The organism is Mucilaginibacter sp. 3215 (assembly GCF_050433785.1).
Taxonomy (GTDB): Bacteria; Bacteroidota; Bacteroidia; order Sphingobacteriales; family Sphingobacteriaceae; genus Mucilaginibacter.
Genome location: NZ_JBNPWO010000009.1, coordinates 55,576 through 70,119 on the forward strand (window position 1 = coordinate 55,576; position 14,544 = coordinate 70,119).

Genomic DNA, 14,544 nt, shown 5'->3' on the forward strand with positions numbered 1-14,544 from the left:
AACAGTTATGACCCTATCCTCGCAATCAAAAGTTAATATAGCATCCGGCATGATCCGCGTATCGGCGGTTTTGTATCTGGTTTATTATTATTTGAACGGCGGAAGATCGGCTTCTTTTCAAATCGCTTTAGCAACGTGCATAGCGCTGGGCATTTTACTTTTACTGGCTTTATTTATCAGGCGGGGTTATAAATGGGCAAAATGGCTGCTATTCGGCTTATTAATCTTAACTATAACGCCTGACGCTATAAATCTGCCCGCAACTTTTAAGGCAAACTTTTATGCAGGCTGCATCGCTGTTATAATTGACCTGTTACAAATAGGGGCGCTTGTTTTACTTTTTATGCCGGATAAAGAAAAGCCGGTTGCCGAGGATGCTGAATAGTTTTTAATGATTATTTGTTAAAAGGTACCCGGCTTATGATAGCATACATGAGGCCGCCAATTGTGACAATAAACCATAAGAAATATAAAGACTTTTTCAGGTCATTTATTTCTCTATCCTCTTTCAACACTAATGCCCTGAAAGCCGGTGAAAAAAGTGTCAGTGCGATCATAAAAAAAACGAACAGGAGTGACACGAGCGAATAATTTGCAGCACGGCCAACCCCTTCTTTTATAGAACCGGCAAAAAGAGGGATATTCCAACCCGCTAAAAACACAATTAATGCTGCAGTTTTAAATGGTATTCTGCCCTGCCCCTGCATTTTCTTAACCTGGTAATATTGTGCCTGGTTATTGGCGGCTTTATTAAAGAATCCTGTTGCTTTTATGTTTTCAATTATGTCATTGTAAGGCATGTTTGCTGTAAATATAACTTTTTTAGGGTATGACGATATGTTGTGTATTATCTTGATGCCGCTGCCGGCAATTGAGGATGCATATTCGATTTGAACAATATCATCAGCGTTGAAAAATAACTGACCTAACAAACCAAGGTTAATCTTGAGTACAGAAGTATCAGCTTTCAAAGCTGCAAAAGGTTTGGAGACTTTGGTATTGCCAACATAGGCACCCCCGTTAAGTAAAAATTCGTTCATGTTTATTGTGATAGGTCCTTTAGCCCACAGTAAATATATCATAAAAACGGGTTCTCAAATAATCTCCAAAATCATTTTTGATAAATTAAATAACGTAACATTTTTGTTAAGTGTAGCGTTGGTTAGTGTTTGACCGTATACATCCATTTATTCATTGAATCTTCATTTTTAGCCGGTATTGGTTACTTTTTTCTCCTGACCTTCCGTTGTTCAGTGTTGCGTGTAATTGATTATTTACAATGTAACAAAATTCATCAGCCAATTAATTTCCTAAGTTCACTTATCCTAAGCAATATGTTAAGCTGATCAATAAGGCATACTAAATAAAAAAATTAAGGCATGATACTTTTATTTTGCGGATTATCAGGTGCGGGAAAAACTACTTTGGCAAAAAGTGTGGCCGCCGAATTAACAAGCCTGGGGATTAAAATTGAAATCATTGACGGTGATGAATACCGCGCGGCACTTTGTCGTGATCTGGGCTTTAGTAAGGAAGACCGGAACGAGAACATCCGCCGCCTGGTCTTTGTAGCCAGTCGTTTCAGCGCTCAGGGTATTGTTACCATCGTAAGCGCTATAAATCCATATGACGATGTCAGGCAGGAGCTTGCCGAAAAATATGATCATGTAAGCATTGTTCATGTTGACTGCCCCGTGAACAAGTTGATAAGCCGCGATACCAAAGGCCTGTACAAAAGGGCGCTGCTGCCGCATGGGCATCCTGATAAACTACCCAACCTGACAGGTATTAATGATAGGTTTGATGTGCCTGTTAAGCCCGACCTATACATTGATACCTGCAATTATACCATACAACATAGTACCTCATCACTGCTGTATTATATTATAAATAACCTGCATCCTGTTAAGCAGACGAATAAGATACCAAGCTACTCCTGATAAAAAAGGACGCCCATAACAGATTTATGCAAAAAAGAGTACTGATCATTACCGGGATGCATCGTTCCGGAACCTCGCTTATTACCCAGTGGTTGAGCAAATGCGGCCTGCAAACAGGCGAAAAACTGGTACCCGGCGGCCATGGCAATGTGGAAGGGCATTTTGAAGATATTGAATTTTTAAAAATGCACGAAGAGATCCTGGCCGGCCATAACCTGCCCAAAACCGGGCTTACGGTTGAGCATGTGGCCCAGTTTACCCTGTACGAAAGGGAAAAGCTTAAAAGCATTATTAAAGTTAAACAACAGTTATACGACCAATGGGGCTGGAAAGACCCGCGGACCTGCCTGTTTCTGGATGTATATAAGGAACTGCTGCCCGATGCCTGTTACCTGGTTATCCTGCGCGATTATCAGTCGGTAGTGAGTTCACTTTTACGGCGCGAATTTAAATGGGTGGAAAACAGGTACATGGCGCGTAAATATTTTTCAAGGCTGGTATGGACAAAATTTCGCCGCGGCCGCCGCATGGTGCAGTTTTATAATGATCATGCTACCGAATACCTGAAAGTTTGGATAGCCTACAACCAAGATATTTTGAAATGTATTGAAACACTGCCCCGGGATGCTTTTGTAGTTGTTAATTATTCGATGCTGAAAGATGAGGATGAACAGGTTTTTGAGTATCTGAAAGACAAGTGGAACCTGGCATTAAAGTACTCCAGATTTAAGGACATTTTTAAGGAAAACCTGATCGGCCCCGATGTCGCTTTTGAACAACATATCAATGATAAAACCCTCATTACGCAGGCCATAAAACTACAGGCCGAGCTTAAAGAATATATGCTGACTGATTAGTATCAAAAGTTTTTTGCGGTTTATTATACGTTGTTGCGAAAGAAGTAAACAAGTATCTGTGCAATAAAGTGTAAAGGTAGCTCAATTTGTGATACAATCGTTATTACGGTTTGATAATCAGCTGATTATTTCTCCAAATTCGTTTTATTCAATGGCTTAAGTACCCCTTGTTACGGTGCTGAACTTTGCCGTTGTGAAACGAAGGAGAAGATATGAAAGCTAAGTTTTTTTGCTACTTGCCCTATAGAGTAGTTACGGGGCTTTTGATCATCATGTGTTTACATTCGCCGGGTTTTTCGCAGGCGGCGAAAATTGGGTCGCTGGCATATTTAAGGGCGCGCAACGGAATTGGCGGGTTTAACCTGGGCGGCTTGTTAACCGGCGAGCAGGAACAGGCTTTAACCTACATTGATGGAGAAGGCAGCAAGCCCGATGCGGATAGCTGTGTTACCTATGAATATCATCCGGATAAGCAGCTGGAACTGGAAGACGGGCTAACCGCAACTCATATTTGTGTACGTACATGGCAAAATAAAATAGTAAATATTTATGTTTTCTTTAACCGTAACCAGGGCTATAAAATGCTCAGTAAATTTTTGCACTGGTACGGTACCTTCACTGCAAAACCAAATGATTACCAGGACGTTTATCTGTGGGATTCGCGCACGGTAAAACTACTGTTGAGCTATCACCCCGATGATGACCAGGGAATTGCTGTTTACACTTCTGTTCCTTTAACAAACACTATCAACGCGCAAAATGCTAAAAGGCTAACCCAGTTGTTAACCAGTAATGAATAAGTGAAGACTTTATTAACCCCTACATCACCACTCCACCCCGTAATTTCATTGTAACAATACGCTGTATTGCCTGTAGCGCATTTTAGTTTACGCTCCCTTTTTTACATTTTTACGTTACAAAAATTTATACCGTACAAATGCAACATTGGTTAGTTAAGAGTGAACTCAAACATATGAAAAAGAATTGAAAAGTGCGCTAACAATATTAAAAAAGCACTTTTTATTTTTTTAACATCTCCAAAATCATCACTTTTTACCTTGTTTTGTTCCCTAAATTATTCCCTATTTTTACCCCTAAAACATCGTTTTTAAGCTTGTTTAAGGGTTTTATTCTGTCGGTAAATATCTAATCAGAATTTCGATAAATGAAAAATGACTTTTGCGGGGTGAATCAACAGATTTTTTTACTGGTTCAGCGATTACCAACCAGTAAACAGGAGGTAGCGAATCAAGAAAAATCAGGGCATAAAAAAAGCCTAATTACATAGGCTCATAGGAAGGTTGAAATGGTGATTATCTAATCCTCGGAATTTTCAATAGCTTGGCTTTACGTGCTATGCTCTTTTCTTCATCAGATATTATCGATTTTTTGATCTTGGGTTCTGATGATCTGGTATAGGCAGATTTGATGAATTGAACATCTTCTTTAACATCCTGTAGCGTGGCCTTTAATTGGGTTGCAACGTCAAATTCTTCTTTGGTGATAACAACATGCTTTTCCGGGTTAAAGTCCCTTACAGCTTCGCTAATAGCTTTGGTGGGTTGGTATACCGGAATGTATATATATTCAATTTCCTTTTCGGGGATTTGATAAACACTCAATACTGCATCAAGCATTTTATCAATATCGCTTAAATCTGTTACTTCATTCATTGATATAATCTCTTTGGATAGTACCGTTCATACGGCCTTTCATGTATTCGATTTGTTCAGGTGTTTTTGGGGTTGCAGGTTTCGGAATATCCATCCCTTTTTCCGCCATTAACTTTTGCAGGTAAAGAGCAGTGGTTTTGATCTCTTCATGAACTGTTCTTTTAATGATTGAATTAATTACCATTTTCTGGTGCTTTTTAGCTATTTCGGATAGTTCTGGTTTTGTCATTTTGTTGTTGGTTTTAGTTTATAAAACCCCGGCACTTTACACCGGGGACTTTTTAAAGAATTAATCTTTGATCTTTTGAATGCAACTGTATACTGAATTGACAATTTTCTGTTTCTTCACTTTTGTCTATAGCTTCGTAAGATTGAATTATGTTTTTTTCGACAGCAGAATCAAGATATTCTATTTTCTCTTTAGTCGAACCTGTAGTGGGGAACTTTTCAGCCCAATCATCAATTCTATTTTCTCTATTCATATCGTTCAGACCGAATTTTTCAATAAGACCATCAGATAAAAATTTATTTAATTCATCTTCATTCATTTCATTCACTTTTTTTTCTTCGCTCATAATTATTTTTTTTTAGTTTTTAATGCTCGCAACGGTTTATGCTTCAATGTCATCTGCCATTATTTGAAGATGGATTGCATATTCCGGGTATTCTTTACTTGATAAGTTTATATAATTAGAAATTTCAGCTAAACATTTAAATTTATGGGCTTCACCCCGAAAGGTTTCTTCTGGTGTACTGCAATAAAGATTATATAAATTATACTCTTCATCATGCTTTAACCATAAAGTAGTTTGCGCCCTATGATGATTTATTACTAAGCCACAATGACAATCGCATTGCCAAACTGCATCTAAAAAATCGAATCCATTTAATAACTCTAACAGGTGGGTTAATTCCATTTCTACTGTTTCATTTACTACTGTTGAATGTTTGCTCATTTTCTTATATATATAAATAGGTTACAAAGTAAAAAGGTATAGTTACCCATACCTTTATTTTTATTTATTGCTTGTAGAATATTTTTATTTTCAACCTCACTTATCTCTCATTTTCTACATTACAAATATTGAGGAAATATATATATTGTCCAAATGTTTTTTCATTTTACTTGCGGTTAAATGCCTGAAAATGAGAAAAGAAAAACTAAATTTATTTTTACTTTTTATTCATAGAGTTGCCTGTATGTAAAAAGAAAAACTAAATTTATTTTTACTCTTTTTTACCTCATTTTTATAGGTAAAAAGTCGAATGCCTTATTGGATATATATAAGATATATATATAAAGTTAGATTGTGTTAATGGGATAGAACCTATCATGTATTTTGTAAGTTTTACGATGTTTTTGACATTGAACTAAGAAGTTTTATCCTTTGAAATTAATTAATACGATAAAATTGAGGTTGCTTTTTGACCCCGTCAGAAGGCTGAAAGCCTCAGATTCTGCGTAAAAACGTCAGATTTTGTTCCGGGCTTAAAGTTTAGGTCATGCTTTAGCCTCCCGGCCTTCAATTTTTTACCACTTTTTAGCCCGCCGGGATTTACCAGATCAATCATAAAATTTCGATGTATCGAAAATCTCCAAAATATAGTTGAGGAAACCACTTGACAGGGGGAAAAACTGAACTATGTTTGTTATATATAAAGACTGATAGTATACTTTAAAATATATTTTTCAATTATTTGAAAATTTTTCAAAATGAAAGTATTTATAAAATATATGCACAGGGGGGATGTCACTTGCTAAAATAGTTTTTGATCATTGTTAGATTTTAGCTTGCCCCCCTTTTCCTAAATGACATTAGGAATTAAACAATGATTAAAAGGATAAGTGCAAGTGAAAATGATTAACCAATTTAACACGTATAATAATATACGTTCCCCAAAAGTTAAAGAATTTACAACCATTGATGAATGGTTCTCCCTAATTAAAGAATCTGAACATTCGGATAAAATTTTAAAAGCAAGACCTTTCGGTAAAAAGCATGAAGACTATGAAGAACCAAAGTCTAAGCTGCCAACTATTACATATAATTTCTTATTTCACACAAATAAAGAAGATAAAAATATTTTGTGGGCTACTGGTTTGCTGTATATTGATATTGATGAATTAGATTTTGATATAAACACTTTAGATAAATCTAAAGTATTTGCTTACTATAAATCATTTGGCGGTAATGGGTACTCTGTACTGGTACAGGTAAAAGATTTAACATTGAATAATTATAGTGAAACCTATATTTCTATTTGCAATGACTTAGGTATTACTTCAATATATGATAAGAATGCAGCTAAAGCTACTCAGTTTAATGTTTTAAGTTATGACCCTGATATATTTATTAACTATAATTCATTTGTATTTGATTCTGTATTACAAAATGTATCCCCGGTGTTTGTAATAGAAGAAGAGAAGAGAGCATATACAAACACCGGGGATACATTTTCAAATAATCAGCCGATCAGGTTTTCTAATCTATATGAGAATTTAGTTTTCAATAATGGAGATGAATATATTGAAGACTGGAACGGAATCGAATATGTATGTTGTTTCATTCCAATGAAAAAGATTAAAAGTAACAGAAATAAGAGTTTATTGAATTATACTAATAACCTTGTTTGGCTTAACCCACAATTAACAGAAGCAGGGGCTGAAACTATCTTAATGAAGGTAAATCCTAAAATGTGTGAAGTACCTGTTGATAATGCGCAGATTAAACGCATAGTGAAAAGTGTATTTAAATACAAGCATGACGGTACACTTAAACCAACCTATTTTAAAAAGAAAAGGAAAATAGTTTTCGCTTTACATAGCGAGTTGACACGTAACCAGAAATTGAAAGTTTGCCGAGAACTTTTAGCTGTGAAATATAAATCAGATAGTACCAACAAATTATATCAGATAATCGAAAATTGGGATTTTGAAAATTGGGGAAAGGTTACAACCAGAGCTATTATTAAATATGGTAAAATGAGTAACAAAACAATTGTAAAGTATTGGCCTGAATTTAAAGAGTACGTTAAAGAACTAAATGAGGCGTTTAAAGCGGGTTGTAACATGAACGATACCAATGTTGCCCCGGTGGTAAATAACGTGACAGAGACTGTCAAAAACACCAGTGAGCCTAATAATTCAGATATACGGATTGAAGATTTCGGGGGATTAATAGTTCAAATAGATGGCTACCAAAGTTACCAAAAAGCTATCTCTGCTTTCTCTGATTTGGAATACTTAGATGTTCAAATTGAAATTTTAAAATTATTGGCAGCAGAGAAAATAGGGAATTATGATATTGAAGTTGCTGGGATGATATTTACATTCTTTGTGAACTACACAATTAATTTCGTTTGCTTTCAGGGCTGTTCCTCAATGAAAAACTTAAATGGTTCAACTTGCAGTATTTCAGCTATAGCATAGATCGTTGAAACGGTCGTGTTAATTTTGCCTGTTTCAATCCGGGTGATTTGTGAAAGGTCTGTACCGAGGCGAACCGCTAACTCCGTTTGGGTGATTTTCAACAATTTCCGGTACTTGCGGATGTTACCACCCACTATTGAAATACCGTTTGTTTCCCGCCGAATTGCCATTAAACAAAAATTAGTATTCTAAGCCTTGTTTTTTTAGGCATAAATGCCTAATTTTGTTTTAATTATTAGGCATTTATGCCTGATTTGTAATAATTGATCCGATGCCTAAACACTTGTGGTTTAATAACATCAGGGACAGCGTAATATTTATAGTTGTGATTGGGGTATTGGGGGGCGTATTGTATTACTGCTATCTCATTGATAAACAGAAACTAAACAAAAGAAAAAATGAAAAAGTTTAAAAAATTAACATTGTTGGGAGTAATAGTATGTTCAGCACTTTTAACCGCTTGCTCAAAAGATGCACAGGTACAACCAACCCCGGCCAAAAAGCCGTTGCCCCCGGTGAGCAGCTTATCAAAGCCTGATACCTCTTACACCCAATACTTCGGCGGTAAATAATCCCCTAACTATATATTTAACTAAAGTGACCTGTACCATTAAGTTGGTACGGGATTTTTTATGTAAAAAGCTTTTTGCCCCGGTTTAAAGATCAAGGTTTAAACATGATAACCGCTATTTACCCGGTGTAAAGTTTCCGGGGGATTGAAAAATATATTTTCAAATAAATGGACACTTTCTAAAATCTGAAAGTATTTATAATAAAAGGAGAATATGAAAGAGCAAGATGTTAAGGTAATATATTTCTATGGTAGCTACTTCATTAGCAACCCCAATAAAGATGAATATCTAATGATTGATATTCCTAACTCTAAAGTTAGATTACTATTTCCTGAATGTTTTGAAATGATAGAAGAAGCACAAAATATAAAAAATGAATTTGAAGAATTAAAAAAATATAAATAATGGCAAACACAGATTTAGTAAACGAAAAAGAGCAAATAGGTAGAGATATAATAGTTAACACTTTTGGTGCAAATTATCAATTTATAGAATCTCAAAATAGGTTTGATAGTTGGGATATATCAGGACAAACCCATAACATAGACCGGGGAGATAAAAACTATTTTATTGAAATAAAAACAAGAGATTTCAAATCAACAAAAGAAGAAACAGCTTTTTTAGAATATAAGAAATTCTTTAATCTGAAATTTATAGCTGATGCCCACGATGAAGCAGATATGTTATACATAAACACCTTCACTGATGGGTTACTCTATGTCTGGAATCTCCGGGAAATAAAATTAAATGACGTATATCTAACCATCAAAAAAGCACCTAAAGAAACCTGTACAGATGTTATAGAATGGGAAGATAAATTGTTCATCGAATTGCCGATGACTAAAGGAAAAAAGTACAAAATTAAAAGTTAGTGATTGAACTAAATATTATAACAGCATTGTTTGTTAACTGGCTGCTCATGCTCCCTGCTTATCAGAATCTGGTGCATCTGCTTAAACTCCCGGCTAAACCTTTCTTGTGTGAATACTGCCTAAATTTTTGGTTAAACCTGATTTTGGCAGTAGCGTTACAAAACGCCTCATATCTGATAATAGCGGTTACTGCCCCTGTGGTAACAGTAATTATTAAGCGCATTATTGATGCGCTCCCTGTATCCCTATAATATATTGCTAACCATTTATTCAGGCTATACCGCCGAACAAATTAAATCGGAGGTCTTAACCTCTCTTTACCTCACAGGCAGGTATAACAAAATGTATTTCGGTATTAAGGCCAAAACTAAAGTAAATCCGCTTAAAGCTTATATCAATAGGTTTTTAGCAATAAACGGCGTGTTGGATATTGATAATGATTTTTGCGAAGAATGCTACCAACACGTCTTTACCCATTTGTGGAATAAGCCCGCCGAAAAGATTGTATCTATACTTGAGGAATCGCCTAATGGCTCTAAACTGATAGCAACAGCTTGTTTTATTATATCCCGGCAATGCTTTTCGAGAAAACAGAACCCTAAACAATCCGGGTTGATATTTAACATGATGAACGGCTCAACCTACGGCGGGGTTAATATATCAACATCTGAAAGCTATAATGATTCTGATTCTGAGATAATCATATACGATGATGATTTTGAAGAAGAATCTTTTGTAAAAAAGTATGATTTCAGTGTTGAAGAATTAGTATCCCGCTTATCCCCGGAAGATCAACAAAGCTTTTACGATCTGATAGACAAAAAGCAAAAGAGGGGCAAACCTACCAAAGAAGTTCAAGCCAAAAAGCAAGAACTCTATGAAAAGCTTAGAACGATAAAAGAGGAATTAAAAGATGACCAATAACAACATTAAAGATGCTTTAAAGCCACTTGAATATAAAATGAAGCAGTACATCAAAACTAATACTGTAATGCTTACAAGTGCAGAAATAACATTAATGAAAGAGGTTTATCCTCATTATAACAAATTAGCCGGGGGACAATTACCAACGGTATTTAACACTGGTTGCAGTAGCTGTGTAAAACAGGTATTTAGCTACTACATCAGTTTTTATTTTAGGAAATAACAAAATGAATAAACAAAAAATTAAAAACGGAATCGAAGCTTTTTATAATAATGAGAATTTACAATTTCTCTATCGAATATTATATTTAATTACTTCTATAATGTCGTTTGCAGCAATATTTACATCAAACCTTTTATTATGTATGTCTTTCGTATTACTTATACTATTCAAGCATATTTTAATGGAATTTAAGGCCATAACATTTAAGTTTCTATCCTGAACATGACAAACGCTAAATCCAAATTGATTTTTAGGATTATAAATCAGGAAACAGGGATGTTAATAACTAAATACCCGGATGATGAAAATATAATCAATAATCTATATCAATCGCTTATAGATGATGAAGGGGATGAAGCTTTAGCCTATAAACGATATATCAACCTTTTGATAAAATATTGTGAACAAAAGGAGTTTTATGAAAAATGTATACTGCTCCTGAAATTGAAGAATAAATTAAATGGATAAATCAGAGATAGATAAAATTAAAAAGAAAATAGGAAAGAATCTATTTCAGGCCAAATCTATAGTAAAATTAGTTAGGCAGAACAGCGGTACTACAGCTACAGTTAAAATTGGAATTGAACTACTTTATAATTCATCAGGCTACTTTGAAAATTTAACTGATGAAGAAATATTAAAAGTAGTAAATGAGCATGTAGGGGGCTATTTTAAATATATTGAGATTAAGCCACCATCATTTTAAACCCTCCGGGGATATAAAAATAAATTTTCAAACAGATGGTCACTTGAAATTTTAGCAGACTATTTACAATAAAGAAATAAGAGGTATGAATATAGAAATAGATAAAGTTATAAATTCAGTCAGTAGATTAGAAATAATTCTTAGTAAATATAATTTCACATTAAATGATTCCTGCAAAATAATGGACATCATGAAAGAAATATTAACAGAGAACAAACGCTATCAATCAGAAATAGATGAATTAAAGAGATTTTCAAAAGCTTATGTTGTTTTAAAAGATTTACAACATTCTCAGGCCAAAATAATTTAAATGAAGCTGTTCCCGGTCAGAAGTAGAACCGGGTGTGTTTTATTTTTTAAAAAGGTTAACCATTTTACTGGTTAACCTTTTTTTGTTTAAATAATAGTAAGAATGTAAAGAAGTATTATCGCTAAAATAATTAGAAGTACCCCGTTATTGGCGGTTGTTAGTTTAATTGAGCCTGTTAGGAGTTTAACATCTAAAGTAGTAATAGATTTTGGTTGATTGATTACAAGATTAATTCCTTGTATCATCATAATCAAAATCAATAACATCACCATTGACCGAAATTCAGTTGTCATCTGTTTGCATATAAAAATATAAGTAATGGGCGTATTTCCTACAAGTCAAGGAGATACATTAGAAATAACCAGTATTATAACTGGCATTAGCTTAGTAAGATAACCAGTAAGATAACTGGCATTAGTTTAGTAAGAAAACCAGAATGATTACTGGCAAAGATTAGTATGAAAACGGTACAGCCTACTGGCTTCGCTTAACAAATATATTTTTCTATGAAGTTAAAAACAAATTATTTTTACAATTCAAGCCATTTCTTTTTTAATAGAGGCAATTAAGTATGCCCCGGCAAATATGCAAATACCTGCATAGAGGGGAGTATAGGAGGCATTTGATTCACCTGTCATAATAATTCCATTCCCATTTCTTGTATTAAGATTCAATATCTTATAACCAAAAATCAATCCTACTATAATAAGGATTATGCCAATAGTTAGTTTGGTAATGTTTAGGTATTTCATCTTATTAATGTTGAAACCAATGGGCTACCGCCCCCGAACCTCCAATGAAGTAAGCCACTAATGCCAAAACTCCAATGAATATAACGATGAAAAAGAACTCATTGGTGTTCTGTTTAGCCCTATCCTCTGGACTTAAGGCAGCTTTAGTCCGATAGTATTCTTCTCTTTGCCGTTTACGACCGTATGCGGTATTAGGATTTGGCGGTTTTTGGTTAGCCATATTGCTATATTTTTACTATGAAAGTTGAGAAATTAATATGGGAGGATTGGATATGAAACGACTATTTTTATTTACTTCTAAAATTTGCCGGAAATATTCACCATCCAGAGATTTGAATTGCACCACAATTATAATAGGAAGCTTGTCTTCAACTTCATGATTAGGTAATCCGTTCAAACTAAATTGGATTTTGATGTGGGTGTTTTTACTAAAGGTTGTTTCTGGTTGAGTTATAGGAATTTTAAAGAAATCAATGAAATCGGCGCTCAATATTTTAAAGTTTTGTGCCATTTCACCATCATTTCTCAATAATATCTCACTGGTGTGATAATGGCCTTGGTTATAACCTACACTTTCAATAATTATTCTGGGCAAAACATCATCCCTTCTAATTTTTTCGTTTATATCTGCAAGTTTTCTTAATGAATCAATTTGCTCCTGAACCTTTAACCCGTCCTTTCGGGTGCTATATAGAGCATAAATTGTTAAAAAAATTGCTAAGGTTGATGTGACAGCAGATATCCAATCAGTGGTTGCAGTTAGTAAAACCATAACGATAAAGTTTAAGTAGTAAGGATAGCAAAGTAAAGCGGTAAAACAATTGTTTTACGCCCCCTAACCCGTAGTTAGGTGGGTGTAGCTCCCCAATCAATTTGACTCAAATCAGGTGGCAAATCTTCAGGGCTATTTCGTATAGGCTGAGAACTGCCGTTACAACATCAAAATAGAACTTAATCTTTTTCATTTGTAAGGATTAAAAGTATACTCCTTTAACCTTACTATCCTTATCACCAAAGATAATTTATTTTTTAAATTCAAAAGTCACTATTTCACAGATAGGACTAACCCCTTTCCAATCATCTTTGTAAATACTGGTATCCACCCCGATATTGAAATCATAGTGTAAACCAGTTTCCTTCATGAACTTCTGAACTTTGGCAGGTACTGATAAACCGTAAGGGTTATATCCTTTATTCTGCTCACGAAGATCCATAAAAAACTCAGCCCCGGAGTATTGGAAAGGTGTGGATTGTTGCGGGAGTATAAAACAGCCGTAATCAGATATTTTAGAAGCAATTTCAACAGTAATCAGATCAAATTCAGCACCCTTATATTGGAGCTCGTTTTGGACGTTTTTATCAAGGCCGGTTTTGATTTTACCGAACGGGGGGTTGCTAATACACTGCTTAAAATGCCCAAACTCATTATAGTTGAAAATAGAAGTGTTAATCCAATTAGCTTCTGGCAAAAGCTTTTTACCAACCTCATAATAAGTGGGGTTTAATTCTATACAAGTAATATCGGTGCAGTCCCGATAATGATACGCTAAGAAGCTAAGCATAAATCAATAGTTGAGGCACTTGAATAGATATTAAGTGAAAAGTCATTAGCTAATTCATACGGAGTAAAGAAAGCCCCGGCCTCACTATTTACGGAGGTTGCCCCCTCATTCCATTTTTCAAATACTGTTAATTTCTCTTCAAAATTTAGATTCTCTTTTTGTAAAAGTTCTACTGCAATATTGTGTTCTTTTATTTGTTGTTTACTAAGTTTAGACATTTATCGTTTATAGATAAATAGTCTAAACTTTTATAAAAGACCTTGATTGCTACTATTTTTTTTTAATTTCAAGAATTAAAGCTATAATCGAAGCTATGGCAGCAAGTATAGAAAATGTAAGATTGACATTGTTCTTTATTTTTTCGTTCCTGATAGAATCTTTTTCTTTTTTTAAAATTTTGAGGTATATTGAATAATTGCCACTTTCCTTTAATTTTATTCCTTCATTAGTTAGACGTACTGCAAATTCATTTGATTCTTGCCCTTCAACATATTGGTAAGTAAACGGGTTTGACCTGTCATCTGCAAAAGCTTTATCTAAGAGAAACTCCCTCAGCTTTAGTTGTAGTTCTGATAGATTTAATTCGTTTTCTTTAATGTATTCGCCATTGTTATATGGCGATGTTGTTCTTAGTAAATCTTCTATAACAAAATCTTTTTTTGTAGGAAAGGATTTTATAAGTTTATTTAATGCTTCTAATTCAAAGCTGGTTAATTCCATATT

Annotated in this window: 24 protein-coding genes; 12 read left to right on the forward strand and 12 right to left on the reverse strand. The window is 34.4% G+C overall.

The features are described from left to right. Positions 1-7 precede the first annotated feature (7 nt). A complete protein-coding gene (locus ABIC84_RS15845; protein ID WP_426585481.1) occupies positions 8-385 on the forward strand; it encodes a hypothetical protein in 378 nt (125 codons plus the stop codon). 10 nt (positions 386-395) lie between these two features. Here ABIC84_RS15845 and ABIC84_RS15850 read toward each other — a convergent pair whose 3' ends face one another. Continuing rightward, on the reverse strand, positions 396-1,040 hold the full coding sequence (locus tag ABIC84_RS15850; RefSeq protein ID WP_429264167.1) for a hypothetical protein: 645 nt from the start codon (positions 1,038-1,040) through the stop codon (positions 396-398). A gap of 339 nt (positions 1,041-1,379) precedes the next feature. Between ABIC84_RS15850 and cysC the strand changes: the two genes are divergently transcribed. From cysC to ABIC84_RS15865, 3 genes are all read left to right on the forward strand, one after another. Then, positions 1,380-1,940 (forward strand): adenylyl-sulfate kinase, encoded by a 561-nt coding sequence (gene cysC, locus ABIC84_RS15855; RefSeq protein WP_429264168.1) that lies wholly within the window; start codon positions 1,380-1,382, stop codon positions 1,938-1,940. A 26-nt stretch (positions 1,941-1,966) separates the two neighbouring features. Then, entirely contained in the window at positions 1,967-2,797 is an 831-nt protein-coding gene (locus ABIC84_RS15860) for a sulfotransferase (protein ID WP_429264169.1), read from the forward strand. A 212-nt stretch (positions 2,798-3,009) separates the two neighbouring features. Further along, a complete protein-coding gene (locus ABIC84_RS15865) occupies positions 3,010-3,597 on the forward strand; it encodes a hypothetical protein (protein ID WP_090528074.1) in 588 nt (195 codons plus the stop codon). A 513-nt stretch (positions 3,598-4,110) separates the two neighbouring features. Here the strand turns inward: ABIC84_RS15865 and ABIC84_RS15870 are convergent. Genes ABIC84_RS15870 through ABIC84_RS15885 form a run of 4 tightly spaced genes read right to left on the reverse strand, consistent with a single transcriptional unit; the run spans position 4,111 to position 5,426 of the window. Then, complete coding sequence (locus ABIC84_RS15870; protein WP_429264170.1) at positions 4,111-4,470, reverse strand: hypothetical protein; 360 nt, start codon at positions 4,468-4,470, stop codon at positions 4,111-4,113. Then, positions 4,463-4,699, reverse strand: a complete 237-nt coding sequence (locus ABIC84_RS15875) for a hypothetical protein (RefSeq protein ID WP_429264171.1) — start codon at positions 4,697-4,699, stop codon at positions 4,463-4,465. The genes ABIC84_RS15870 and ABIC84_RS15875 overlap by 8 nt, the downstream gene beginning before the upstream one ends. A gap of 52 nt (positions 4,700-4,751) precedes the next feature. After that, the gene (locus ABIC84_RS15880; RefSeq protein WP_429264172.1) at positions 4,752-5,045 is read right to left on the reverse strand and encodes a hypothetical protein; all 294 of its coding nucleotides are present in this window, start codon (positions 5,043-5,045) and stop codon (positions 4,752-4,754) included. Positions 5,046-5,081: 36 nt separating this feature from the next. Continuing rightward, a complete protein-coding gene (locus tag ABIC84_RS15885; protein ID WP_429264173.1) occupies positions 5,082-5,426 on the reverse strand; it encodes a hypothetical protein in 345 nt (114 codons plus the stop codon). Positions 5,427-6,328: 902 nt separating this feature from the next. Here ABIC84_RS15885 and ABIC84_RS15890 point away from each other — a divergent pair. Next, positions 6,329-7,900, forward strand: coding sequence for a hypothetical protein (locus ABIC84_RS15890; protein WP_429264174.1), 1,572 nt, complete (start codon positions 6,329-6,331; stop codon positions 7,898-7,900). Here ABIC84_RS15890 and ABIC84_RS15895 read toward each other — a convergent pair. Continuing rightward, positions 7,837-8,070: a helix-turn-helix domain-containing protein gene (locus ABIC84_RS15895; protein ID WP_429264175.1), complete on the reverse strand. Its 234-nt coding sequence runs from the start codon at positions 8,068-8,070 to the stop codon at positions 7,837-7,839. The genes ABIC84_RS15890 and ABIC84_RS15895 overlap by 64 nt on opposite strands. Positions 8,071-8,298: 228 nt before the next feature. Here ABIC84_RS15895 and ABIC84_RS15900 point away from each other — a divergent pair, with 228 nt between their 5' ends. From ABIC84_RS15900 to ABIC84_RS15930, 7 genes are all read left to right on the forward strand, one after another. Further along, the gene (locus ABIC84_RS15900; RefSeq protein ID WP_429264176.1) at positions 8,299-8,472 is read left to right on the forward strand and encodes a hypothetical protein; all 174 of its coding nucleotides are present in this window, start codon (positions 8,299-8,301) and stop codon (positions 8,470-8,472) included. 213 nt (positions 8,473-8,685) lie between these two features. Then, positions 8,686-8,877, forward strand: a complete 192-nt coding sequence (locus tag ABIC84_RS15905) for a hypothetical protein (protein ID WP_429264177.1) — start codon at positions 8,686-8,688, stop codon at positions 8,875-8,877. Continuing rightward, positions 8,877-9,344, forward strand: coding sequence for a hypothetical protein (locus tag ABIC84_RS15910; RefSeq protein ID WP_429264178.1), 468 nt, complete (start codon positions 8,877-8,879; stop codon positions 9,342-9,344). The genes ABIC84_RS15905 and ABIC84_RS15910 overlap by 1 nt, the downstream gene beginning before the upstream one ends. 255 nt (positions 9,345-9,599) lie before the next feature. Continuing rightward, positions 9,600-10,268: a hypothetical protein gene (locus tag ABIC84_RS15915; RefSeq protein WP_429264179.1), complete on the forward strand. Its 669-nt coding sequence runs from the start codon at positions 9,600-9,602 to the stop codon at positions 10,266-10,268. Then, positions 10,258-10,491 (forward strand): hypothetical protein, encoded by a 234-nt coding sequence (locus ABIC84_RS15920; protein ID WP_429264180.1) that lies wholly within the window; start codon positions 10,258-10,260, stop codon positions 10,489-10,491. Before ABIC84_RS15915 ends, ABIC84_RS15920 begins: the two co-directional genes overlap by 11 nt. A gap of 460 nt (positions 10,492-10,951) precedes the next feature. After that, entirely contained in the window at positions 10,952-11,197 is a 246-nt protein-coding gene (locus ABIC84_RS15925) for a hypothetical protein (RefSeq protein ID WP_429264181.1), read from the forward strand. A gap of 85 nt (positions 11,198-11,282) precedes the next feature. Further along, the gene (locus ABIC84_RS15930) at positions 11,283-11,507 is read left to right on the forward strand and encodes a hypothetical protein (RefSeq protein ID WP_429264182.1); all 225 of its coding nucleotides are present in this window, start codon (positions 11,283-11,285) and stop codon (positions 11,505-11,507) included. Between the two features lie 536 nt (positions 11,508-12,043). Here ABIC84_RS15930 and ABIC84_RS15935 read toward each other — a convergent pair. From ABIC84_RS15935 to ABIC84_RS15960, 6 genes are all read right to left on the reverse strand, one after another. Beyond that, a complete protein-coding gene (locus ABIC84_RS15935; RefSeq protein ID WP_429264183.1) occupies positions 12,044-12,259 on the reverse strand; it encodes a hypothetical protein in 216 nt (71 codons plus the stop codon). A 4-nt stretch (positions 12,260-12,263) separates the two neighbouring features. After that, the gene (locus tag ABIC84_RS15940) at positions 12,264-12,479 is read right to left on the reverse strand and encodes a hypothetical protein (RefSeq protein ID WP_429264184.1); all 216 of its coding nucleotides are present in this window, start codon (positions 12,477-12,479) and stop codon (positions 12,264-12,266) included. 15 nt (positions 12,480-12,494) lie between these two features. Continuing rightward, positions 12,495-13,031, reverse strand: a complete 537-nt coding sequence (locus ABIC84_RS15945) for a hypothetical protein (protein WP_429264185.1) — start codon at positions 13,029-13,031, stop codon at positions 12,495-12,497. Between the two features lie 250 nt (positions 13,032-13,281). Next, positions 13,282-13,821: a hypothetical protein gene (locus ABIC84_RS15950; protein WP_429264186.1), complete on the reverse strand. Its 540-nt coding sequence runs from the start codon at positions 13,819-13,821 to the stop codon at positions 13,282-13,284. Next, on the reverse strand, positions 13,806-14,039 hold the full coding sequence (locus ABIC84_RS15955; RefSeq protein ID WP_429264187.1) for a hypothetical protein: 234 nt from the start codon (positions 14,037-14,039) through the stop codon (positions 13,806-13,808). Before ABIC84_RS15955 ends, ABIC84_RS15950 begins: the two co-directional genes overlap by 16 nt. 52 nt (positions 14,040-14,091) lie before the next feature. Then, positions 14,092-14,541: a hypothetical protein gene (locus ABIC84_RS15960; protein WP_429264188.1), complete on the reverse strand. Its 450-nt coding sequence runs from the start codon at positions 14,539-14,541 to the stop codon at positions 14,092-14,094. Positions 14,542-14,544: the final 3 nt, after the last annotated feature.